The 21,757-nt window shown below is 64.0% G+C and carries 17 protein-coding genes, 1 tRNA gene and 1 pseudogene; 13 read left to right on the forward strand and 6 right to left on the reverse strand.

Annotated features, from left to right (window positions below; all coding sequences use genetic code 11):
- The first annotated feature begins 16 nt into the window (after window positions 1-16).
- The 11 genes and pseudogenes from LGH82_RS14855 to LGH82_RS14905 all read left to right on the forward strand — a co-directional run bounded on the left by LGH82_RS14855 (window position 17) and on the right by LGH82_RS14905 (window position 11,046).
- A complete protein-coding gene (locus LGH82_RS14855) occupies window positions 17-757 on the forward strand; it encodes an ABC transporter ATP-binding protein (RefSeq protein ID WP_264484386.1) in 741 nt (246 codons plus the stop codon).
- On the forward strand, window positions 754-1,482 hold the full coding sequence (locus tag LGH82_RS14860) for an ABC transporter ATP-binding protein (RefSeq protein ID WP_227349176.1): 729 nt from the start codon (window positions 754-756) through the stop codon (window positions 1,480-1,482). The genes LGH82_RS14855 and LGH82_RS14860 overlap by 4 nt, the downstream gene beginning before the upstream one ends.
- A complete protein-coding gene (locus tag LGH82_RS14865; protein ID WP_227349177.1) occupies window positions 1,479-2,375 on the forward strand; it encodes a branched-chain amino acid ABC transporter permease in 897 nt (298 codons plus the stop codon). Before LGH82_RS14860 ends, LGH82_RS14865 begins: the two co-directional genes overlap by 4 nt.
- Window positions 2,372-3,441 (forward strand): annotated as a pseudogene (locus LGH82_RS14870) (branched-chain amino acid ABC transporter permease). The gene LGH82_RS14865 and the pseudogene LGH82_RS14870 overlap by 4 nt, the downstream one beginning before the upstream one ends.
- Window positions 3,442-3,443: 2 nt before the next feature.
- On the forward strand, window positions 3,444-4,229 hold the full coding sequence (locus LGH82_RS14875; RefSeq protein WP_227349590.1) for a coniferyl-alcohol dehydrogenase: 786 nt from the start codon (window positions 3,444-3,446) through the stop codon (window positions 4,227-4,229).
- A gap of 40 nt (window positions 4,230-4,269) precedes the next feature.
- The gene (locus LGH82_RS14880; protein WP_227349178.1) at window positions 4,270-5,715 is read left to right on the forward strand and encodes an aldehyde dehydrogenase; all 1,446 of its coding nucleotides are present in this window, start codon (window positions 4,270-4,272) and stop codon (window positions 5,713-5,715) included.
- 195 nt (window positions 5,716-5,910) lie between these two features.
- Window positions 5,911-5,986, forward strand: a tRNA-Thr gene (locus LGH82_RS14885).
- Window positions 5,987-6,691: 705 nt separating this feature from the next.
- Window positions 6,692-6,970, forward strand: coding sequence for a GCG_CRPN prefix-to-repeats domain-containing protein (locus tag LGH82_RS14890; RefSeq protein WP_227349179.1), 279 nt, complete (start codon window positions 6,692-6,694; stop codon window positions 6,968-6,970).
- A 90-nt stretch (window positions 6,971-7,060) separates the two neighbouring features.
- Window positions 7,061-8,650 carry a DUF1800 domain-containing protein gene (locus tag LGH82_RS14895; protein WP_227349180.1) on the forward strand — a complete coding sequence of 530 codons (1,590 nt, stop codon included), beginning with the start codon at window positions 7,061-7,063 and terminating at the stop codon, window positions 8,648-8,650.
- Window positions 8,651-8,669: 19 nt separating this feature from the next.
- Complete coding sequence (locus tag LGH82_RS14900) at window positions 8,670-9,902, forward strand: DUF1501 domain-containing protein (protein WP_227349181.1); 1,233 nt, start codon at window positions 8,670-8,672, stop codon at window positions 9,900-9,902.
- Between the two features lie 192 nt (window positions 9,903-10,094).
- A protein-coding gene (locus LGH82_RS14905; RefSeq protein WP_227343924.1) for an IS630 family transposase occupies window positions 10,095-11,046 on the forward strand; the annotation gives its coding sequence in 2 pieces (ribosomal slippage) (window positions 10,095-10,436 and window positions 10,438-11,046; 951 coding nt in all).
- 135 nt (window positions 11,047-11,181) lie between these two features.
- Here the strand turns inward: LGH82_RS14905 and LGH82_RS14910 are convergent.
- The 6 genes from LGH82_RS14910 to LGH82_RS14935 all read right to left on the reverse strand — a co-directional run bounded on the left by LGH82_RS14910 (window position 11,182) and on the right by LGH82_RS14935 (window position 18,421).
- The gene (locus LGH82_RS14910) at window positions 11,182-11,442 is read right to left on the reverse strand and encodes a GCG_CRPN prefix-to-repeats domain-containing protein (protein WP_227349182.1); all 261 of its coding nucleotides are present in this window, start codon (window positions 11,440-11,442) and stop codon (window positions 11,182-11,184) included.
- Window positions 11,443-11,528: 86 nt separating this feature from the next.
- Window positions 11,529-13,106, reverse strand: coding sequence for an indolepyruvate oxidoreductase subunit beta family protein (locus LGH82_RS14915; RefSeq protein ID WP_227349183.1), 1,578 nt, complete (start codon window positions 13,104-13,106; stop codon window positions 11,529-11,531).
- A complete protein-coding gene (locus tag LGH82_RS14920; protein WP_227349184.1) occupies window positions 13,099-15,252 on the reverse strand; it encodes an indolepyruvate ferredoxin oxidoreductase subunit alpha in 2,154 nt (717 codons plus the stop codon). Before LGH82_RS14920 ends, LGH82_RS14915 begins: the two co-directional genes overlap by 8 nt.
- Before the next feature lie 45 nt (window positions 15,253-15,297).
- Entirely contained in the window at window positions 15,298-15,780 is a 483-nt protein-coding gene (locus tag LGH82_RS14925) for a MarR family winged helix-turn-helix transcriptional regulator (RefSeq protein ID WP_227349185.1), read from the reverse strand.
- Window positions 15,780-17,351 carry a phytoene desaturase family protein gene (locus LGH82_RS14930; RefSeq protein ID WP_227349186.1) on the reverse strand — a complete coding sequence of 524 codons (1,572 nt, stop codon included), beginning with the start codon at window positions 17,349-17,351 and terminating at the stop codon, window positions 15,780-15,782. The genes LGH82_RS14925 and LGH82_RS14930 overlap by 1 nt, the downstream gene beginning before the upstream one ends.
- Window positions 17,352-17,629: 278 nt before the next feature.
- A complete protein-coding gene (locus LGH82_RS14935) occupies window positions 17,630-18,421 on the reverse strand; it encodes a cyclase family protein (protein ID WP_227349187.1) in 792 nt (263 codons plus the stop codon).
- A gap of 119 nt (window positions 18,422-18,540) precedes the next feature.
- Here LGH82_RS14935 and LGH82_RS14940 point away from each other — a divergent pair, with 119 nt between their 5' ends.
- Together LGH82_RS14940 and LGH82_RS14945 are read left to right on the forward strand one after the other, a co-directional pair.
- Window positions 18,541-20,115, forward strand: coding sequence for a phytoene desaturase family protein (locus LGH82_RS14940; RefSeq protein ID WP_227349188.1), 1,575 nt, complete (start codon window positions 18,541-18,543; stop codon window positions 20,113-20,115).
- Window positions 20,116-20,227: 112 nt separating this feature from the next.
- Window positions 20,228-21,757, forward strand: coding sequence for an ABC transporter substrate-binding protein (locus LGH82_RS14945; RefSeq protein ID WP_227349189.1), 1,530 nt, complete (start codon window positions 20,228-20,230; stop codon window positions 21,755-21,757).

Below are 21,757 nucleotides of genomic sequence, written 5' to 3' on the forward strand. Positions count from 1 at the left end.
TGACGAGGATCGCTTCGTGACCCATCCGCAACAACAGGCGATCCTCACCGCAGCCGGCGTTCACAAGCGCTTCGGCGCGCTGGTGGTGCTGGATGACATCGACTTCGCCATGGCCGCCGACGAAGCGGTCGGCATTGTCGGCCCGAACGGCGCCGGCAAGACCACGCGGCTCAGCGTGCTCGCCGGCGCCTTTCCGCCAAGCGCGGGCAAGGTCAGCTTCAAGGGCGGCGACGTGACGTCGCTTCCGGCAACACGGCGCTGCCGCCTCGGGCTGGTGCGCACGCACCAGGTGCCGAAACCGTTCGGCGGCATGACCACTTTCGAGAATGTCTTCGTCGCCGCATCGCATGGCGCCGGCCTCGGCCGCGACGAAGCCTATGAGGAAGCGCTTGGATCGCTGAAGCTGTGCGGCATGCTGGGCGTTGCCAACAGGCGCGCCGAGACGCTTGGGCTGCTCGACCGCAAGCGGCTGGAGTTGGCGCGGTCGCTGGCGGCGCGGCCCACCCTGCTGTTGCTGGACGAGATTGGCGGCGGGCTGACCGATGGCGAGGCCGGCGAACTTGTCGACACGATCAAGGAATTGCGCCGGCGCAAGATCGGCATCGTCTGGATCGAGCATATCGTCCACATCCTGCTGCAGGTCGCTGAGCGGCTCATCTGCATGGATGCCGGCAAGATCATCGCCGACGGCGAGCCGCAAGCTGTGATGGCCGATCCTCAGGTGATCCGCGCCTATCTCGGCGGAGGCCCGAAATGAGCCTGCTTTCGGTCGAGATCCTGGTTGTCCGGCACGGCCTTCTGCAAGCAGTGCGCGGCGTGAGCTTCAAGGTCGAACGCGGCGAGACGCTGGCGCTGGTCGGCGCCAACGGCGCCGGCAAGACGACGCTGCTGCGCGCGATCGCCGGTGCCCATCAGCCGGCCGCGGGCCAGGTGCTGTTCGACGGCGCGGATCTCTCCGGTGTGCCATCTCACAAGCGGGTTGGCATGGGCATCGCGCTGGTGCCCGAGGGGCGAAAGCTGTTCGTGCAGATGACGGTCGAGGAGAACCTTCTGCTCGGCAAGACAGCCGGCCGGGCGGGCGACTGGAGCGTCGAAAAGGTGCTGGAGATGTTCCCCAATCTGAAGCCACGCCGTCGTGCCAAGACAGGCCATCTGTCGGGCGGCGAGCAGCAGGCGACGGCGATCGGCCGTGCGCTGATGAGCAATCCCGACCTGCTGCTGCTCGACGAGGTTTCGCTCGGTTTGTCGCCTTTGATCGTCGACCGCGTCTATGCCTCGCTGCAGGCGCTGATCTCCTCGGGTACCACGATCATCCTCGTCGAACAGGATCTCAATCGCGCACTGTCGGTGTCGGACAGGGTCATATGCATGCTGGAAGGACGCGTCTCGCTCGAAGGGCCAAGCAAAGGCATGTCGCGAGATGATGTGACGGAGGCCTATTTCGGCCTTCACAAGACGAGCGCCGGGAGCGTCTCGGCGTGAGCAACCAGATCGTCCAGGGCATCCTTCTCGGCGGCTACTACGCAATCATCGCCTGCGGCCTGTCCTTCATGTTTTCGGTGATGCGCATCATCAATCTCGCCCATGGCAGTCTTGCCGTGTTCTCCGCCTATATGCTGTGGCTGCTGGCCTCGCACTTCCATGTCTCGCCATTCCTCGGCCTGCTCATCGTGCTGCCCCTGATGGCGGCGATCGGCTGGGCGCTGCAACGCTTCCTGCTGGAACGCAGCGCGCGCGGCGGGGCGCTGTTGCCGATCCTCACCACTTTCGGCCTGGCTATCGTCATCGACAATCTGTTGTTCGAGCAGTTCGGCGCCGACACCCGCTCGCTGGCACCCTATATCGGCAGCCTGTCCTATGATTCCTGGGAATGGCCAGGCAGCATCTATGTCGGCAAGCTCGCCGTGATGATGTTTGTCACCTCTGTCATCCTGCTTGGCGGGCTGCAGCTGTTCCTGACCCGAACCCGGCTGGGTCGCTCGATCCGCGCGACATCGGAAGACCCCGATACCGCCGGCCTGGTCGGCGTCGACGCGCGCCGCGCCAATGCCATCGCCGCATCCATCGCCATGGTCACGGTCGGCATTGCCGGGGCGTTCCTCGGCATGCGCGCCACCTTCGATCCCTATGCCGGAGCGCCGCAATTGCTGTTTGCATTCGAGGCGGCGGTCATCGGCGGCGCCGGCTCGCTGTGGGGAACGCTGATCGGCGGCGTCGTGCTGGCCCTCGCCCAGACGCTTGGCGCGCAGGTGCATCCGCAAGGTTTTCTGATCGGCGGCCACGCCGTTTTCCTCATCGTGCTGTTCGTGCGGCTTTCCGCGTCCGGCCTTGGCCTGCGCGGCCTGTTGCGCCTGCCATCCGGGAAGGCGTCATGAGCGCGCCAGCCACCATGCCTGTCATCGAGCGCGGCACGGCGACCTCGCGCGTCGCGGCGATTGTCGTCGCCGTGATCATCGTGCTGCTGGCGATCGCGCCGCAATTCCTGTCGGCCGGCGCGGTCGACCGGATGACCGCGCTGTTCATCTATGTGATCCTGGCGGCGATGTGGAACGCGCTGGCTGGCTTCGGCGGACTGGTCTCGGTCGGCCAGCAGGTGTTCTTCGGGCTCGGCGCCTATTTCGCCATCCGGCTGGCCGATGCCGGCCTCAACCCCTTCCTCTCGCTGTTCGTGTCCGGGATTGTCGTCGGCGTGGTGTCCATTCCCCTCTCGCTGTTCATGCTGCGGCTGAAGAACGGCGAATTCGCCATCGGCATGTGGGTGATCGCAGCGCTTACCCATCTGCTGGTCAATCTCGACCGCCTGGTGCAAGGCGAAACCGGCACCTCGCTGATTTCGCTCAACGTCTACGACGCCGGCACAAGACGGGCGACGATCTATTGGCTGGCGCTGGCGTCGATGACGGCACTGCTCGCTATCCTGTTTGGCCTGCTGCGCGGCAGCACGGGTGCCGCGATCCGCGCGATCCGCGACAATGAGGATGCCGCCGCCTCGGTCGGCGTGCGCGTCACCGGCACCAAGCGGCTGCTGTTCGTGCTTGCGGCCTTCGGCATCGGCATTGCCGGCGCGCTGTGGCTGGCGACGTCCATCACCTTCCAGCCAAAAACCTACTTCAACGTGCAGTGGACCGCCTACATGATCTTCATGGTGCTGGTCGGCGGCATCGGCACGTTCGAGGGCGCCATTCTCGGTGCGCTGGTGTTCTTCCTCATCGAAACATGGTTCGGCGGCACCGGCGTCTGGTACCTGGTCGGCCTTGGCGCCACGGCCGTGCTGTTCTCGCTCTTCCTGCCGCGCGGCCTGTGGGGACGATCGAAGAGCGCTTTGGCCTGCGCCTGCTGCCGGTCGGCTACCGTGTACGGTTTCCGGCGAACCCAGCAAGCCCCGGCGATGACGGCCCAGCGCCCTCGCGGCAAACCACAAGGCATCAGGAGAAAGCATGACCATGCTTTTCGGCAAGACGATACTCATCACCGGCGTCGCCTCCGGCATCGGTGCGCGCACGGCGGAACTCGCCGGTCAGCTCGGTGCCGACGTGATCGGCGTCGATGTGCGTGAGCCGGCAGCAGTGGTTGGCAGCTTCGTCAAGGCCGACATCTCGTCGAAGGCCGGCGTCGACGATCTCGTTGCCCGCCTGCCCCAACGCATTGATGCGCTCTGCAATGTCGCCGGTCTTTCCGGCAACACCGGCGTGGTATCGACGCTCGCCGTCAACTTCTTCGGCCCGCGGGCGCTCTCGGAAGGTCTCGCGCCAAAACTCCGCGAAGGTGGCGCAATCGTCAACGTCGCTTCAATCGCCGGCTATGGCTGGCGCGCCAACCTCAACCGCGCCGCTTCCATGGTCGGCATCGAAGGTTTTCCGGATGTCGCCAAGGTGGTCGAAGACCATACCGTCAAGAACGAGGAAGGCTATCCCGTTTCCAAGGAGCTTCTTCTGCTGTGGACCTTTCGTGCCGCGCATCAGGACCTGTTCAAGAACCGTGGCATCCGCGTCAATGCGGTCAGCCCCGGGCCGGTCGAAACGCCGATCCTGAAACAATTCCGCACCGTGCTCGGCGACGCCCGTGTCGACAGCGACATCGCCCGCGTCGGACGCGCCGGCACATCGGGCGACATAGCACCGGTGGTGCTGTTCCTGTGCTCGGACGGCGCACGCTGGGTCAACGGCGCCAATGTGCCGGTTGACGGAGGCCTCGAAGCTTCGATCAATGCCGAGGTACTCGGCTTCTAATCAATGAGAATGGCTCCCCGCTGGAGCAACGGAGACAACAATGGATATCGGACTTCTGATCGACGGCGACAAAAGGGAGGCGTCCGGTTCGGCCTCCTACGAGCGTATGGACCCATTCACAGGCAAACTTGCAACGCGTGCCGCTGCGGCCAGTGTCGCCGATGCCAATGCCGCCGTGGAAGCCGCCGCAGCCGCCTTCCCCGCATGGTCCAAGACCGGACCGGGCGAACGCCGCGCCTTGCTGTCAAAGGCTGCTGACATCATGGCCTCGAAGGTCGGCGAATTCACCCGGCTGATGATGGAGGAGACGGGCGCCACCGGGCCTTGGGCCGGTTTCAACGTCATGCTCGCGGCCAACATGCTGCGCGAGGCGGCGGCGATGACGACGCAGATATCCGGAGAGATCATCCCCTCCGACAAGCCGGGCACGCTCGCCATGGGCATCCGCCAGCCGGCTGGCGTGTGCGTTGGCATCGCGCCATGGAACGCACCTGTCATCCTCGGTACCCGCGCCGTGGCGATGGCAATCGCCTGCGGCAATACGGTGGTGCTGAAGGCCTCCGAAATGTGTCCGGGAACGCATCGGCTGATCGGCCAGGTGCTGGTCGAAGCTGGCCTGCCCAAGGGCGTCATCAATGTCGTTACCAATGATCCCAAGGACGCTGCGAGCATCGTCGAGGCGCTGGTGGCGCATCCGGCGGTACGGCGCATCAACTTCACCGGCTCGACCAAGGTCGGCAGGATCATCGCCGAACTGGCCGGGCGGCACCTGAAGCCGGCGCTGCTCGAACTCGGCGGCAAGGCGCCGCTTCTGGTGCTGGACGATGCCGACATCGATGCCGCGGTGAACGCCGCGACCTTCGGCGCCTACATGCATCAGGGGCAGATCTGCATGTCGACCGAGCGGTTGATCGTCGACGAAAAGATCGCTGACGAGTTCGTGGCCAAGCTCGCGGCCCGCGCCTCCAAACTGCCGGCCGGCGACCCACGCGGCCATGTCGTGCTGGGATCGCTGATCAGCAGCCAGGCCGCCGACAAGATGGAGGAACTGGTTGCCGATGCCGTCGCCAAGGGTGCCAAGCTGGTCGCAGGCGGCAAGCGCAGCGGCACGGTTGTGGAAGCGACGCTGCTCGACCACGTCACGCCGGCAATGCGGGTCTACGCTGAAGAATCCTTCGGGCCGGTCAAGCCGGTGGTCCGGGTGAAAGGTGAGGACGAGGCCGTTCGTGTCGCCAACGATACCGAATACGGCCTGTCCTCCGCCGTGTTCAGCAGGGATATCAGACGGGCGCTGGCGGTGGCGGCGCGAATCGAATCCGGTATCTGCCACATCAACGGTCCGACTGTCGGTGACGAGGCGCAGATGCCGTTCGGCGGCGTCAAGGGTTCCGGTTTCGGCCGCTTCGGTGGCAAGGCGGCGATCGCCGAGTTCACCGATTTGCGCTGGGTGACGATCGAGGATCCCGGCCAGCATTATCCGTTCTGAGGCATATGACGGATCGGAGGGACGGCATGGCATTCGCGATTCCGCCCTCCCTTGGCTTGGCAAGCCGAGAGACCGACTGCAACCCGCCTATTTTAACCGAGAATGCGATGCCGATACGAATTGCCAACTCCCATCTTGAATTCGCGGCTGGTTGAGTCTATCACCCAGCCCATCTTGGAGGTCTCAGCCTCCCGGGCCGCTTTAGCTCAGTTGGTAGAGCACCGCATTCGTAATGCGGGGGTCAGGTGTTCGAGTCACCTAAGCGGCACCACTTCCTTTGCACCAAGAAAATTCGCCCATGTGCACAGCCGCTTCCGATGCGCACTGGCTTCAAGATGTTTTGGCCAGGTCGCGGTACGGAGTGCGTACAACCGCAGGAAGCCTGCCTAGTTGGCAATGAAACAGTCTCTTGTCGGTACCCGGTTATATCGACCTCAATGTCTTACCCTTCTAAAGTATTCATAAAAATACAAACAAGCACACAGTGCATTTGCAGAAATTTGAACAGTGCTGCTCATGCCATGAGCATCACCAACTAGTCTGCGGTAAACATTAAGAATCATCAGCATCGTAAATATTAGCGAAACAATTAGGAATTTTTGATTTCCCTTCATGCAACAACACCAAGCGTTGAGAATTTCTATCTTGCGCGCCATGCCAAACGATAGCTCCAATTCCCCGTCCCAAAGTTCAAGATTCCGTGAGAGTTGGTCGCTTGTCACCGAAAACAATCATCTGGGGGACCACCAAGGGTAGTGGAAAGAGCTTGTCATCGCTCTGCGCCGCCTACCCTTCCCGGGAAGGCGCGCACAGCGGCGTCCGCACTGTTGTTCCCAAAAAAATACGCCGGAATCGAAAATGACGACCGACGGAAAGTTTGGGCGGCGCCGTTTAATGATGGAGAAGGGACGAACTGCCCTGAACGCTCGATTGTTCAGGTTTGTTTTTCTAACCCGGAAACCTTGGAGTATCCTTCATGAAACGTTTGGCAAAATACACGATCGCCGGCGCCCTCGCGTTGGGTGGGGTGGTCACCACAGTTGCTGCTTCATCGGCCATGCCGTTGGTGCCGGTTGGACCGGCGGCGGGTCTTGTCGAGAACGTGGCCTATGGCTGCGGCCCGGGATGGCACCCCAACCCCTGGGGGCGCTGCGTGCCTTATCGCAGGGTGGTGGTCTATCCCGGCTACTACTATGGTCCGTCCTTCTACGTCGGGCATCCCCATCACCGGTGGCATCGCTGGCACCGCTGGTAGTATCGCCTGGATAGTGGGTGCCGGTCGATCGCCGGCACCCGGACCTCCTGTTTAACCAGAATCGGCCCAGAGCCTGTTCCAGTGGGCCCCATGTGTGATGCTTCAGGGCCCAGATGGCGGAGACCGGATTTGGCTACCCCTGCTTCAAACTCCCGGCCGGATCCGACTCTTGTGGTGTTCAACCGCTTCGGGCTCGGAGCACGGCCCGGCGACCTGGACAAACTCAAAGGCGATCTCAAAGGCGATCCGCGCGCTTATCTGAAGGCGGAACTCCGGCAGCCCGACATCGCCATGATCCCCTACGACGATCCGGCCTATGCCGGCTTGCTGGGAAGCACGGCTGCCATCCAGGCCAGCATGGCGGCAAGCTTCCAGCGCAAGCTCGACATGGCGACGGGCTTGACCCGGCAGGCAACCATGACGAATGCCCCGGCGATGCTCCCGCCCGTGGCGCCGGCCAAGCCTGTCGCGCCGTCGCTGGCGCCGGCCGCCGTACCGGCCGCTGCGTCCGGGAAACCCGCGATAGTTCCCGCCAAACCCGCCGCCGCGCCTCCTCCCCCACCGCCCATCGAGGCGAAATTGTTCCAGGCGGAAGCCCAGGCGCGTTTCGACAAGGCGCTCAAAGCCGACGTGGGGTTCGTCGAGCGCCTTGTCTATTTCTGGTCGAACCATTTTTGTATTTCCGTGGCGAAGGATAATATCATTCGGGCCAGCGCCGGCGCTTTCGAGCGGGAGGCCATCCGCCCCTTCGTGCTCGGCCGCTTCGCCGACATGCTCCTGGCGGTGGAGCATCACCCGGCCATGCTGTTTTATCTCGACAACCAGCAATCGGTGGGTCCTAAGTCCCGCGCGGGGAACAACGGCAAGCGCGGCCTCAACGAAAACCTCGCCCGCGAAATCCTGGAATTGCACACGCTCGGCGTTGGCGGCGGCTACAGCCAGGCCGATGTCACCAGCTTTGCCCGTATCCTGACCGGCTGGATGATCGGCGGGCGCGACGGGCGGCTGGGCGAGCCAGGCAATTTCGTCTTCAATGCCAACGCGCATGAGCCGAGCGAAGAAGTCCTGCTGGGCAAGACCTATCCCGCCGGTGGCCAGGGACAGGCCGAGGCGGCACTGAATGACATTGCCCGCCATCCGGCGACGGCGCAGCATATCGCCACCCAGATGGCCCGCCATTTCATCGCCGACAATCCACCGCCGGCAGCGATCGCCCGCCTCGCCAAGGTCTTCGCCAAAAGCGACGGCGATTTGCGGGCGCTAGCGGCCACGCTGATCGACATGCCGGAGGCCTGGTCGACGCCACTGGCGAAGATGCGCTCGCCGACCGACTTCATTGTTGCCATCAGACGGGCGGCTGGCCCGGATCCGGCAAACAATCCCAACCAGTCGCTTGGCTGGCTCAACGCGCTCGGCGAGCCGCTTTGGCAGCCCCCGGGACCGAACGGCTTTGCCGACGAGGCGGACGCCTGGGCTTCGGCGGAAGGCATGAAGATCCGTCTCGACATCGCCTGGCAGGCGGCCCGCCAGGTCAAGAACATCGGCAATCCCAATGATACGCTCAACGCTGTCATCGGCCCCTCGGCCTCACCCGAGACCAGGCAAGCGATCGCGCAGGCCGAATCCAAGCAGCAAGGGCTGGCGATGCTGCTGATGGCGCCCGAATTTCAAAGAAGATGATCCCAGCGGAGATGATGTGATGAGCCTGTTGTGCGAAATCCCCAATCCCTCCCGCCGTGCCATGTTGATGACTGGCGGCGCGCTGTTTGCCTGGGCCTACATGCCGCGCTTTGCCCGCGCCGGCAACAATCGCGATCCGCGCCTGATCGTCATCGTGCTGCGCGGGGCGCTCGATGGTCTCTCGACGGTCGGCCCGATCGGCGATCCCGACTATGCGGGCTTGCACGGCGACATCGCCCTGTCGCTGACCGGTCCGCATGCGGCGCTGCCGCTGGATGGGTTCTTCGCGGTCAATCCGGCGATGCCGGTGTTCGCGCGCCTGTTCAAGGACAAGCAGGCTGCTGTCGTGCACGCGGCGGCGACCGGCTATCGTGAACGCTCGCATTTCGACGGACAGGACGTGCTGGAAAGCGGCTTTGCCGGTCCCGGCCATGTTGCAACCGGCTGGCTCAACCGGGCGCTCGAAAACCTGCCGTCCGGCGACCGTGTCGCAACGCTTGGAGGGCTCGCCGTCGGCCCATCGACGCCGCTGGTGATACGCGGTTCCGCACCCGTGCTCGGCTGGGCGCCGCAATACCTGCCCGCGCCCTCCGACAATCTGGCGGCGCGCGTGCTCGATCTCTACAGCCATCGCGATCCAGTGCTTGCCGTGGCCCTTAAACGGGGACTGGACGCCGACAAGATGGCCTTGGGCGACAAGATGGATTCCATGAAGCCCAAGGGTGGTCTCGACAGCGCGGCCGGCATGCGGCAGGCCGCGCAAGGCGCCGCCAAGCTGATCGCGGCCGATGATGGGCCGCGTGTCGCCGCGCTCGCCTTCGATGGCTGGGACACGCATGTCAACGAAGGCGGCGCGACAGGGCGGCTCGCCAGCCTGCTCGGAGGTCTCGACGGCGCCTTCGAGGAATTCGAAAAGGGCCTGGGTGAACGCTGGAAGGACACCGCGATCGTCGCCATCACCGAGTTCGGTCGCACGGCCCGCATCAACGGCACCGTCGGCACCGATCATGGCACCGGAACCGTGGCACTACTGGCGGGCGGCGCGATCAAGGGCGGACGCGTCATCGCCGATTGGCCCGGGTTGAAGCCGGCTCAGCTTTATGAGCAACGTGATCTCGCGCCGACAAGCGATGTCAGGGCGGTGCTGAAGGGCCTGCTCGCCGACCAGTTCGGTCTTTCCGCGGCCGTGCTTGGCGACAAGGTGTTTCCGGAGTCCGCGTCGGTCAATCCGATGCGCGATCTCATCACATGAAAAAGGCTGGCGGCGTCACAGGGACGACACCTTTAGCGGAAGCGTCCACACCGCTCCGGGGCGGACGCCGTGTCGATCCGCTCAGTGATCACCCGTTCTAGAGCAAAATCCGAGCGGATAGAATCGATAGGGGTTTCGTTGGGATTGGAAATCTGATTCAGCATATCTGCTGGATTCGGAGGCCGGCATGGCATGGCGAAATCCTTATCGGAAGATTTGCGGGCTCGGGTGGTCGCAGCGGTTGATGGCGGCCTGTCGCGACGGGCGGCAGCGGCGCGATTTGGCGTGGCGGCGGCAAGCTCGGTGCGTTGGGTCCGGGAATGGCGCGAGACCGGAGCCACCTGCGCAAAGCCGCAGGGCGGCGACAGGCGGTCCCACCGCGTTGAAGCGTATCGCGACATCATCCTGGCGGCGATCGAGAGGCGGGTGGACATCACGCTGGTCGAACTCGCCGAGTTGCTGCGACAGGAGCATGGCGCGTCGTTTGCGACGAGCACGATCTGGCGGTTTCTCGATCGTCACTCCATGACCTTCAAAAAAAAAAACGGCGCACGCCAGCGAGCAGGAGCGGCCAGACGTGGCGGCGCGACGAAACGCCTGGTTCGACGCCCAGCCCGATCTTGATCCCGAGCATCTGGTCTTCATCGACGAGACCGGAGCCTCGACAAAGATGGCTCGACTGCGGGGGCGCACGAAGCGCGGGATGCGGTGCCGATCGCCAATCCCGCATGGCCATTGGAAGACGACGACGTTCACCGGCGCCCTGCGCCTCACTGGCATGACCGCGCCAATGGTCCTGGACGGCCCGATGACTGGCGAATGGTTTGTCGCCTATGTCGAGCAGGTTCTCGTGCCGACGCTGCGGCCCGACGATGTCGTGATCCTCGACAACCTGCCGGCGCACAAAAGCGCAGCCGCCCGTGTGGCGATCGAAGCAACCGGCGCAAGGATGATGTTCCTCCCGCCCTATTCCCCCGACTTCAACCCGATCGAGAACGCCTTTTCCAAGCTGAAATCGATTCTACGCAAAGCCGCCGCACGAACCGTCGCGGAATTGTGGGATACCATCAGCGCCGCACTGCCTTGCTTCACACCAACCGAGTGCGCCAACTACTTCGCCGCAACAGGATATGAGCCGGAATGATCAGATTCTGCTCTAGAGCCTGTTCCATCCCGATGGAGTCGGGATGGGGCTCTATCTTTTTGTTTGATCATGATCTCTGGACAAACGGGAACCGTTTGTTCGAGAAAGCCGGATTCCACCTTTCGGGATCATGCTCTAGTAGCGGTGGTGCCAGCGGTGGTGGTGATAGTGCCGGAAGCCGGGATGGTAGTAACGATACGGCCGAATTATCACGCGGTGGTTGGGCACGCAATTTCCCCACCGGTTCACGTGCCAGCCAGGGCCGCATCTCCAGCCGACGCTTTCGATTGGCAACGGAGCGGTGCTGGGCTTTGCCATTGGCAGCGCCTGCGAGCCGACGCTCGACAGCATCAACGTGCCTGCGGCGGTAGCAATGGGCAGAATGTATCTGAACATGACTGTATCCTCCAAGGTTCACACCCCGAGAATAATATACCACCCAGCCGGCTGAATGCCGGGTGAATGGTCCGATCACATATTCGTTAGCGGGCAGCGCTCTCGCCGAGCGATGCCACGGTCTTCAGCGCGCCGTCGAGCATGTCGCCCTTCTCGTCCTTCAGAGCGGCCTCGCGCAGGCGGCGGATCCAGTCGGCGGCGTCGGGGCGACCCTTGAGCAGATCGAGCGCCGACAGAACCCGGTCGAATTTCGACTGCCCGCGCACATGCGTGTCGCTGTAGCCCTTGATCAGCCGGCGGCAGTTGAGGATCTCGACCGCCAGCGCATAATTAGCCGGCACATGACCGAGCGCTAGCGCGTACCAGAGATCGAGATGGGCGACCTCGACCTTGTGGCGCAGCAGACCGCGGCGCCAGCGGCGCAAGCCGCCGATAAACCACAGCGCGGCAAAGCCGGCAAAGCTGTCTGTACGGATACGGCGGCCATGGTTGATGCGGCGGTCGAGGAAGGCGGCGAGCTTCGGCCGGTTCTCGATGTAGCTGCCTAGCCCCGCCGGCAGCGTGCCGCAGAATTCCTCGATGCGCGGATGGAAATATTCGGTCACCTGCAGGATCGAGCCGTCCTTGATACCGACCTCGCGGCGCACCCTCCTGCCACGCGTCGAACGCGTCTTCAGATCGGCGACACGGATCATGTCGTCATAGCACATGGCGTTGGCCAGATGCTTCGCGGCGGCGATGGACAACGCATGGGCGTGCTCCGGGCTGTCCAGCGCGACGGCGCTGTCCAGCCGGTCGAGATACTCGCGCCCATAGGTGATATCCTGATAATCGACGACCTTTCTCAGGCCCCTGAGCGCCATGTCGCGCACGGTCACGGGCATCAGATCGATGTGGGCGGCCAAGGCCTGCCAGCGTTGCATCAGGTTTTGCGGTCCACTGACGTCCGCTCCCAGGGCGGCATCGCCAATCGCTGGCTCCGCCACCCTTGATGCCGGCGCCGTCGTGCCACGTGCGCGATCATAAGCGGCACCGAAGGCGGCAAGGCTGGCCTTGACGCCCCTGCCACCGGCGCTGATCGCCTGCTCATAGCTTCCACGAGTGAACGGCAGCGCGTCGGAACCCGCCAGCGCGCCAAGCAGGCTGGCCGAGATCATCGAACCGTTGTCGGCGGCGATCTTTTCCATGTCGAAGGCGATGAAGCGTTTCGATGCGGCTTCCGCCGTCGCATGCACCTTTGATGACGAGGCCCGGCCGTCGCCCGGCTCGATCTTTTCCGACACGGCGGCGATGCGGTGCGACGAAGCAATCAGCGTGGTGCGGTCGGGCGTGACGAAGCCCCTTATAATGGCGCGTCCGGCTTCCATCAGTTCCGCCGCGATCAGGATGTCGACGTCGCCTTGCGAGGGCGACAACGCGAACACCGGCAAACGGCCGGTGTCGCGGGCCATCTCGATATAATAGATGGTGGCGCCGGTGCGCTGGGCGACGCCGGCAACCGAGGTCGATTGCGCCACGTAGCCGTTGCGCTCGGCGACGTCGGTGATCCAGTCGGCCAGCACGCCACCGCCCTGGCCGCCGACCGCCAGCACGGCGAGCTTGATGACGCGCTCGTCGTCCTGAGCCCCGGCCCGGGGGCGAAATGGGGGGACAGCGTCAAGCATTGGCAAAGGTCAGGCGCCGGCTTTCGCGGCGGCGCTGCAACAGGCTGATGGTGGCGCGACGCGTGGATTCGAGGAAGCGGTCCCAGCGGCTCGGATTGTGCACGACGTCGGCGCGGTAGAAGGACGGGCACAGCACCGCCGCATCGGCGACCTCGCCGCAATTGCCGCAGCCGACGCAGCTCTGGTCGATGTGTGCCACCGGATCATCGCGCAAGGGATCGTCGAGCGACTTCACCGACAGCGACGGGCAGCCTGACAGCCGCATGCAGGCATGGTCGCCGGTGCAGATGTCCTCATCGACGCCGAATTTGGGCTTGACCACACGCTCGCCGCCTTTGATCGCCTTGTCGACCAACGGCTTTTCACGGCGCTGCCGGTTGAGCATGCATTCGGACGAGGCGACGATGACCTTCGGCCCCTTCTCGTCCGTCGTCAGCGCCTCGCGCAAAATGTCCTGCATCTTGGTGACGTCATAGGTGCGGTCGACATGGCGCAACCATTTGACACCCATGCCCTTCACCGCCTCGGTGATTGGATGCTTGGTCGACTTGGTCTTGTTGCCGGCGCGCGATGAGAGGATGTCCTGGCCGCCGGTAGCGGCCGAGTAGAAATTGTCGACGATGACGATGACACCGTCGTTCTTGTTGAACACCGCATTGCCGATCGAGGAGGTCAGGCCGTTGTGCCAGAAGCCGCCGTCGCCGACGAAGGAGATCGAGCGGCGCTTGGCGTCGGGCGAATTGAACGCCGAGGCGGAAGCCGGCCCCAGCCCGTAGCCCATGGTGGTGGCGCCAAGCTCGAAGGGCGGCATGATCGAGAACAGATGGCAGCCGATATCGGAAGCGATGTGGTGCTCGCCTAGTTCCTGCTCGACCAGCTTGGTGGCTGCAAAGATCGGCCGCTCCGGACAACCGATGCAGAAGCCCGGCGGACGACCCGGCACGACGTTGATCAGGTCCGCGGTGTCGACGCCGTCGCCGATCTTGTTGGGTGCCCGCACCTCGCCCGGCAGCAGATGCGGCGCCTCGGCGCGCAGGAAAGTGCCGATGCCGTCAAGCATGACCTGGCCGGTATATTCGCCGGCCATCGGCAGATGCTCCTTGCCGACCAGCCTGGTGCCGCGCCCGGCCTTGTGCAGCATCGAGGCAAAGGCCTGCTCGATATAATTGGGCTGGCCTTCCTCAACGACGAGCACGGACTGCTTGCCCTCGCAGAAGGACAGGAATTCATCGTCGATCAGCGGATAGACGGCGTTGAGCACATAGAGCGGCACATCTGTGTCGCCATAGGTATCGGCAAGGCCGAGGCGTTGCAGGGCGCGGATGACCGAATTGTACATGCCGCCCTGCATGACGATGCCGACCGAACCATGATCCGATCCGAAGAACTCGTTGATCTTGTTCTTGCGGATGAAGTCCACCGCCGCCGGCCAGCGCTTCTGCACCTTTTCCTTCTCATGCAGGAAGGAAGCGGGCGGCAGCACGATGCGGCCGGTGTCGCGGCGCGGTGCGTTCAGCGCATCGGCCACGGTCATGGGCGGCCGCTTGTTGTCCTTGGCGATGAAATGGCCGTGGACGTGGCAGCAGCGGATGCGCACCTGCAGCATGACCGGCGTGTTGGAAATTTCCGACAGCTCGAAACCGTCCTCCACCGCCTTTACGATCGACGGCAGATTGGGGCGCGGATCGAGCAGCCAGACCTGGCTCTTCATGGCGAAGGCGTGGCTGCGCTCCTGCATGATCGAGGAGCCTTCGCCGTAATCCTCGCCAACGATGATCAGCGCGCCGCCGGTGACGCCGCCGGAAGCCAGGTTGGCGAGCGCATCGGAGGCGACATTGGTGCCGACCGTCGACTTGAAGGTTGCCGCGCCACGGATGGGATAATGCACCGAGGCGGCCAGCATGGCGGTGGCAGTGGCTTCCGAAGCGCTGGCCTCGAAATGCACGCCGAGCTCGCCCAGAATGTCCTGCGCATCGGCCAGCACATCCATCAGATGGCTGATCGGCGCGCCCTGATAGCCGCCGACATAGCCGACGCCGCATTGCAGCAACGCCTTGGTGATGGCGAGGATGCCTTCGCCGGCAAACTCCTCGCCGGCGCCGAGGCGTAGTTTCTCGACTTCCTTGGCAAAAGATCGTTCGGCCATTTCGGCCTCCTTCCGTTGCCGCCGGATAGCCGGCGGCGCGTACATCTAGATGTCGTGCTTGCGAATGTTCTTCAGCATCTTCAAAAGCGTCGCTATCAGCGCTGAATATTCGGCGTCGTCGACGTCGTCGAACATCGCCTCGAACGCGTCATGCATGGCGGGCCAGGCGCGGGTGAATTCGGCGCGGCCGTCGTCGGTCAGGAACACGTGGCGGATGCGGCTGTCGGTCACGCCTTGCTCGCGCCGCACGAGGCCTTGGCCCTCCAGCGTGTCGAGCGTGCGGCTCAAGGTTGACTGTTCTATCACGGTGTAGACCGAGAGGTCATTGACGGTGACGCCGTCGGTGACCGACAGCACAGCGAGCGTGCGCACCTGCGGAATGGTCAGGCCCTGCTTGCGGAAATCGTCGCGCAAGGTGGCGTTATAACGGCCCATGATGCGGTTCATCAGATAGGGCGCGAATTGCTGCAGGCCGATCTGCCCCAATGTCGAAATGCGCTGGCGCTTTTCCGGAACCTTCTGTTCCATCACAGCCTCCCCGCCAGCAGAAAGCCGGAGCCACCGCCCAAGCCCGCGCCCGGATGCGTCGAGGCGCCGATATGATAAAGGCCCTTGATGCCGGTCTGGTGGTTGCGGCTGGTCTTGAACGGCCGCCACAGGAACGACTGGTCGATGGTCGAGGAGCCGCCATAGGGGTCGCCGCCAACCAGATTGATGTTCATCGCTTCCAGATCAGCGGGCGAATAGGCGCGGCGCGCGATGACGCAGTCCTTGAAGCCGTCGATATGGCTGGCGAGGATCGCTTCGGCACGATCGGCATAGGCTTCGCGCAGCGCGTCGGTCCATTGCCCGTCAGCCGGTGCCTGCAGCGTGCCGGCCGCATCGCCCTTGATGAAGCGTGGCGCCTCGGGCAGTTGCAGCCACAGGATCGCCTTGCCCTCCGGGCAGCGCGACGGATCGAGCGCGTGCGGCTGGCCGACACAGATGGTCGGCACCTCCGGCAGCATGCCACGCGTGGCCTCGTTGCAGGCCTTCGACACGCCGTCGAGCCCCGGCGTCAGATGCAGCAGCGCCACCTTGTCCAGCCCTTCGCCGCGCCATGCCGGCGGCTTGCTCAGGGCGTAGTGGATCTGGAAATTGCCTTTGCCGTAGCGATATTTCCGCGTCGCTTCGACATCGTCCTTGGGAGCCCCGCTGCCGAGCAGCCGGCCATAGAGTTGCGTCGGCGTGACCGAGCAGATGACGCTTTTGTTCGCTGCGATCGTTTCGCCCGATGCCAACCGCACGCCAGTGGCGCGGCCACCAGTCTGGACGATTGAAGCGACATCGGCGCCGGTGCGGATGTCGCCGCCGCGTTCCCGGATCAAGGCTTCGAACGCGGCAAGCAGGTTCTTGGCTCCGCCCTTGACGATCGGCGCGCCGGCCGCTTCCAGCGCGAAGGCGATGACTTTGGCGATCTGGCCGGAAAAGGCATCTTCCGGTCCAAGTCCGGCATGCAGCACCCAGGGTGCCCACAGCGCCCGGATGGTTTCGGACCGGTAGGTGCTTTCCAGCCAGCCGCGCGCCGGCACCAGCGCTTCGCCCAGAAAGGCGGCAAGGCCGCGCGGGCCACGCCGCCACGCTTCGCCCGCCAGGAGTTTCATCGTCGGATAGGACCATAGGCTGCCGCCGAGCAGGCCGAACAACAGGCCGGCATTGCGCTCGATGCCGCCGACATCGCCTGCGTGGCTATCGCCGTCGCCTGCCGCGATCGCATTGAGCGCGGTGACATTGGCGGCGCGGTCGGTGCGGAGCACGGCATGGCTGCCATCCGGCCGCAGCACGCCGGTCGGCGTGCCGGTGTGGCAGAACTCCAGCCCGTGCCGGGCGAGGTCGGCGCCAAGTGCGGCAAAGGCCGGCGAGGTGATGAACAGCACGAAGGTCGTCGCCATCACGTCGTGGACAAAGCCGGGCGCGGTGATCTCCTCGGTGCGCATGCAACCGCCGATGCGGTCGTTGCGCTCAAGGATGAGCACCTTGGCACCCTTGCCGCCGAGCATCGCCGCGCAGACCAGCGCGTTGATGCCGCTGCCGACGATGATGTGATCGGGCGCGTTCATTGGAGGTTTCCTGAGGTCTGTCGCGCTCTACGGCGCCCCCCTCTGTCCTGCCGGACATCTCCCCCTTCGGGGGGGAGACCGGCAGCTTCGGCTCCGCGCCCACCCTTGCAGCGTTGACGATTAGCGAAGCCGGCTGTGACAGCCAATCTCCCCTCTGGAGGGGGAGATGTCCGGTAGGACAGAGGGGGGCGCCGTAGAGCGCCATCACTGCACGGTTGCCGCGCCATCACTACGGTTTCGCCTTCGCGCATGATCTTCTCCCGAAGACCCACCTCGCCCTATTGCTTTGACACCAGTGCCAGCGCGCGGATCGGGCTGCCGGTGCCATGTTCGATCTTGAGGGGTGCCGCGATCAGGATCGCACCTTTCGGCGGCAGCTGGTCGAGATTGCAGAGGCTGGCGAGGCCGTAGCGATTGGCCTTGTGCATCAGCGTGTGCGCCGGGAATGGCGGTTCCATTCCCCCTGCCTTGCCAGCATCCGTGCCGATCGTCTCGCTTCCCCAGCCCTTGATGTCCTTGCTGATCAGGAACTGGATGGCTTCCGCCGTCGGGCCAGGCGTGTGCGGCCCGGTCTCGTTGGCGTTGAGGAATTCGGCTTCCGAACCGTTTCGCTTGTACCAGTCGGTGCGCATCACCACCCATTCGCCGGCATTGATGGCGCCATGCTTGGCTTCCCATGCCTTGATGTGGTCGACGGTGAGCAGGAAATCGTGGTCGGCGGCGGCTTCCTTCGAGCAGTCGATGACGTTGACCGGGCCGACGAAGTTCTGGGCCGGAATGGTGTCGGTGGCGCCGTCCGGATAATCCTTGCCGCTGATCCAATGCTGCGGCGCATCGAAATGCGTGCCCGAATGCTCGCCGAGCTTCAGCCAGTTCCACGCCCACCACGGACCATTCTTGTCATAACGGGAGATGTTGTGGATCTCGACCTTCGGCGTGTCGACTGCAAGTTCCGGCGGCAGCTTGATCAGCGGCGTATCCGGTCCGAGCGGCGCCGACAGGTCGACCACCTTGATGGCGCCTGAAAGAAGCTGGCCGGCGACCTCGCCGAGGAGTTTTTGCGTGTCCATGGTCTCTGTTCCCTCTTTTTTGCTGATGCTGATGGCTCGTTGCGGCCCTTAATATCCTACTAGACGAAAACATATGCATCTGCAATTATCTTTAAGCATAAAGGAAATGGGAACGAGGCGTGAGCGAGTTTGACGCCATCTTTGTCGGAGCGGGCCACAACACTCTGGCATGCGCCGCGCATCTGGCGCTCAAGGGCTGGAAAACCGGGGTTTTCGAACGCAGCGCAACAATCGGCGGCGCCGTCCAGACCCGCGAATTCACCCTTCCCGGCTTCCGCCACGATTTTGGTGCGATGAATCTGAGCCTGTTTGCCGGCTCGGCCTTCCACCGGAAATATGCAAATGAATTGAAAGCACAGGGCCTGGAGTTCGCGCCTGTCGCCGACTGTTTCGCCAGCGCCTTTCCCGACGGTCGCTGGTTCGGCGTCAGCAACGACCTGGAAAAGACCGCGAGCCGCATGGCCGCTTTCTCCGCCGCCGACGCCGCGACATGGCGCAAACTGGTTGCCGCCTTCCCGGCGGAAGCCGAGCACCTGTTCCGCCTGCTGGGCTCGCCGATGAGCGCCCGCGCGCTTGCCGGCACCGCCTGGAACCTGTGGCGCAAGAAGGGCATGTCCGGCGCGCTCGACACCGGCCGTTTGCTGCTTTCCTCACCCCGCGCGTGGCTCGAGGAGAACTTCGAGTCGCCCTATGTGCGGGCGACGCTCGCCACCTGGGGCATGCATCTCGACTTCGCGCCCGACATCGCGGGCGGTGCCGTGTTCCCCTATCTGGAATCCATGGCCAACCAGAGCTTTGGCATGGTGCTGGGCAAGGGCGGCGCCGACACCATCATTCGCGCGCTGTCGGGCATGGTTACGGCTGCCGGCGGCAAGATCATCACCGGAGCGGAAGTGGCCGAGATCACGGTTTCCGCCGGCAAGGCGACCGGGGTGCGGCTTGCTTCGGGCGAAACGCATACCGCCACCAAGGCGGTGATTGCCGGCGTCGCGCCCGGGTCGCTGACCGGCAAGTTGCTGCCCAACGGGTCCGGCGACGCCGGCTTCGATGCGGCGATGCTAAAATTCCGCCATGCGCCGGGCACGATGATGATCCATCTGGCGCTCGACGACCTGCCAGACTGGCGCGCCGGGCCTGAGCTCCGGCAGTTCGCCTACGTGCATCTGTCGCCTTCGCTCGACGCCATGTCGCGCACCTATCAGCAGGCCATGGCCGGCATGCTGCCGGACGAGCCGGTGCTGGTCGTCGGCCAGCCGACGGCGGTCGACCTGTCGCGCGCGCCCATGGGCAAGCATGTGCTTTGGGTGCAGGTGCGCATGCTGCCCGCCGAGATAACAGGCGATACCGCCGGCAAGATCGCGCCCGCGCATTGGGATCAGGTCAAGGTGCGCTATGCCGAGCGGGTACTCGATATCATCGAGACCTATGCGCCCGGTCTTCGGCGGAAAATCCTCGATCAGGCCGTATTCTCTCCCGTCGACCTGGAGCGCGAGAACCCTAACCTCGTCGGCGGCGACCAGGTTTGCGGCAGTCATCATCTGGCGCAGAATTTCCTGTTTCGCCCGGCGCGCGGTTTTGCCGGCTGGAACACGCCGGTCGGCAATCTGCATCTCACGGGAGCTGCTACTTGGCCCGGAGCCGGCACTGGTGCGGCTTCGGGCTTCATGCTCGCGCAGCAGCTTGGCGGGAGGTAGGAGCCGAAGATTTCATAGAGGCGAACGAGGGCAAGGCGCTGCTGCCCAGGGAGCCTGACCAATGAACTGACGACGCCGCGTAAAAGACAATAAACCAACAAGGGGAACGACCATGCCAATCAACAGACGCGAATTGCTGGGATACAGTGCCGCGGCACTCGGTGCCACGGCCATCGGCCTGCCGCGGATCGCCAAGGCGGCAGCCGGCGAACTGACGATCGCCTACAACGTCAATCTGCCGTCCTGGGACCCGACCACCGGACCCTCGGCGGTCAACCCGACGATCCAGGGTCTCTACCAGTCGGTATTCGACCAGTTCATCCCGCAAAAGCCTGACCTGTCCTTCGCGCCCGGCCTGCTCACCGAATGGGGCTGGAACGAAGACCGGACCAAGATCACGATGACGGTTCGCGAGGGCGTTACCTGGCATGACGGCTCGCCGTTCACGCCCGAGGACGTGGTGTGGTCGCTGCAGCGGGCCGGCGACGAAAAGACCGGCAACCCGATCCAGTTCGTCTGGAAGAACGTCAATAACTTCAAGATCGACGGCAACAGGATCACCGGCGATGTCGTGCAGTTCGATCCGGTTTATTTCAAGTGGATGTCGTTCCTGACCGGCTACGTCATGCCGAAGGCCTATTACGAGAAGGTCGGACCCGAAGGGTTTGAGAAAGCGCCGATCGGCACCGGGCCGTACATGGTCGACAAATTCGAGCGTAACGCCTTCCTGCGGCTGAAGGCCAATCCGAACTACTGGGGCGGCAAGCCGGCTTTCGAAAACGTGACGATCAAGTTCGTCACCGATGCGGCGAGCCGAGTCGCGGAAATCGAGTCGGGATCCTCGCAGGTGACGCTCGAAATCCCCTATGAGGAGTATGACCGGCTGATCGCCAAGGACGGGCTCGCCGGCACCTGCAAGAACGTGTCGGACATCGGCATGATCTTCTTCAACAACAAGGACGCCATGCTGGACAAGAATGTCCGCCAGGCAGCGGTGATGGCCGTCGACAAGAAGCTTCTGGTCGATCGCCTGCTGCGCGGCTACGGCCAGCCGATCGATACGCTGGAAACGCCCGAATACGCGGCCTACGACCCCTCGATCAAGGTCGAGCACAACCCTGAGAAAGCCAAGGAATTGCTGGCCGCCTCCGGCTACTCGCCTGAAAAGCCGGCCAAGATCACCATCCAGACCACCAAGGGCTTCAAGCCCAAGGACTACGAGATGGTGCAGGCGATCGTCGGCATGTGGCGCAAGGTCGGCATCGAGGCGACGATCGAGGTCTACGAGATCGCCAAGCATTTCGAATTGCGCGCGGCGCACAAGCTGGCGCCGGCCGCCTTCTACAATTGGGGCAATGCCATCGGCGACCCGACCACCTCGACCGGCTTCGCGATGTTCGGGCCGTCACCGCATTCGTCCTGGAAGACCGACGACCTCGACGCCAAGATCGGTCCGCTGTGGGGCGAGAAGGATGAGGCCAAGCGCATCGCCGGCTGGAAGGCGGTCGACAAATACATCGCCGAGCAGGCCTATGTGCTGCCGCTGCTGCAGTTCGCGCAGCCGGTCGTGCATGCCAAAGGGGTCAAGGTGGTCCAGCATCTTTCCGGCGCGCTGCTGCCGGCCCTGATGACCCCGGCCTGA

The organism is Mesorhizobium sp. PAMC28654 (assembly GCF_020616515.1).
GTDB lineage: Bacteria > Pseudomonadota > Alphaproteobacteria > Rhizobiales > Rhizobiaceae > Mesorhizobium.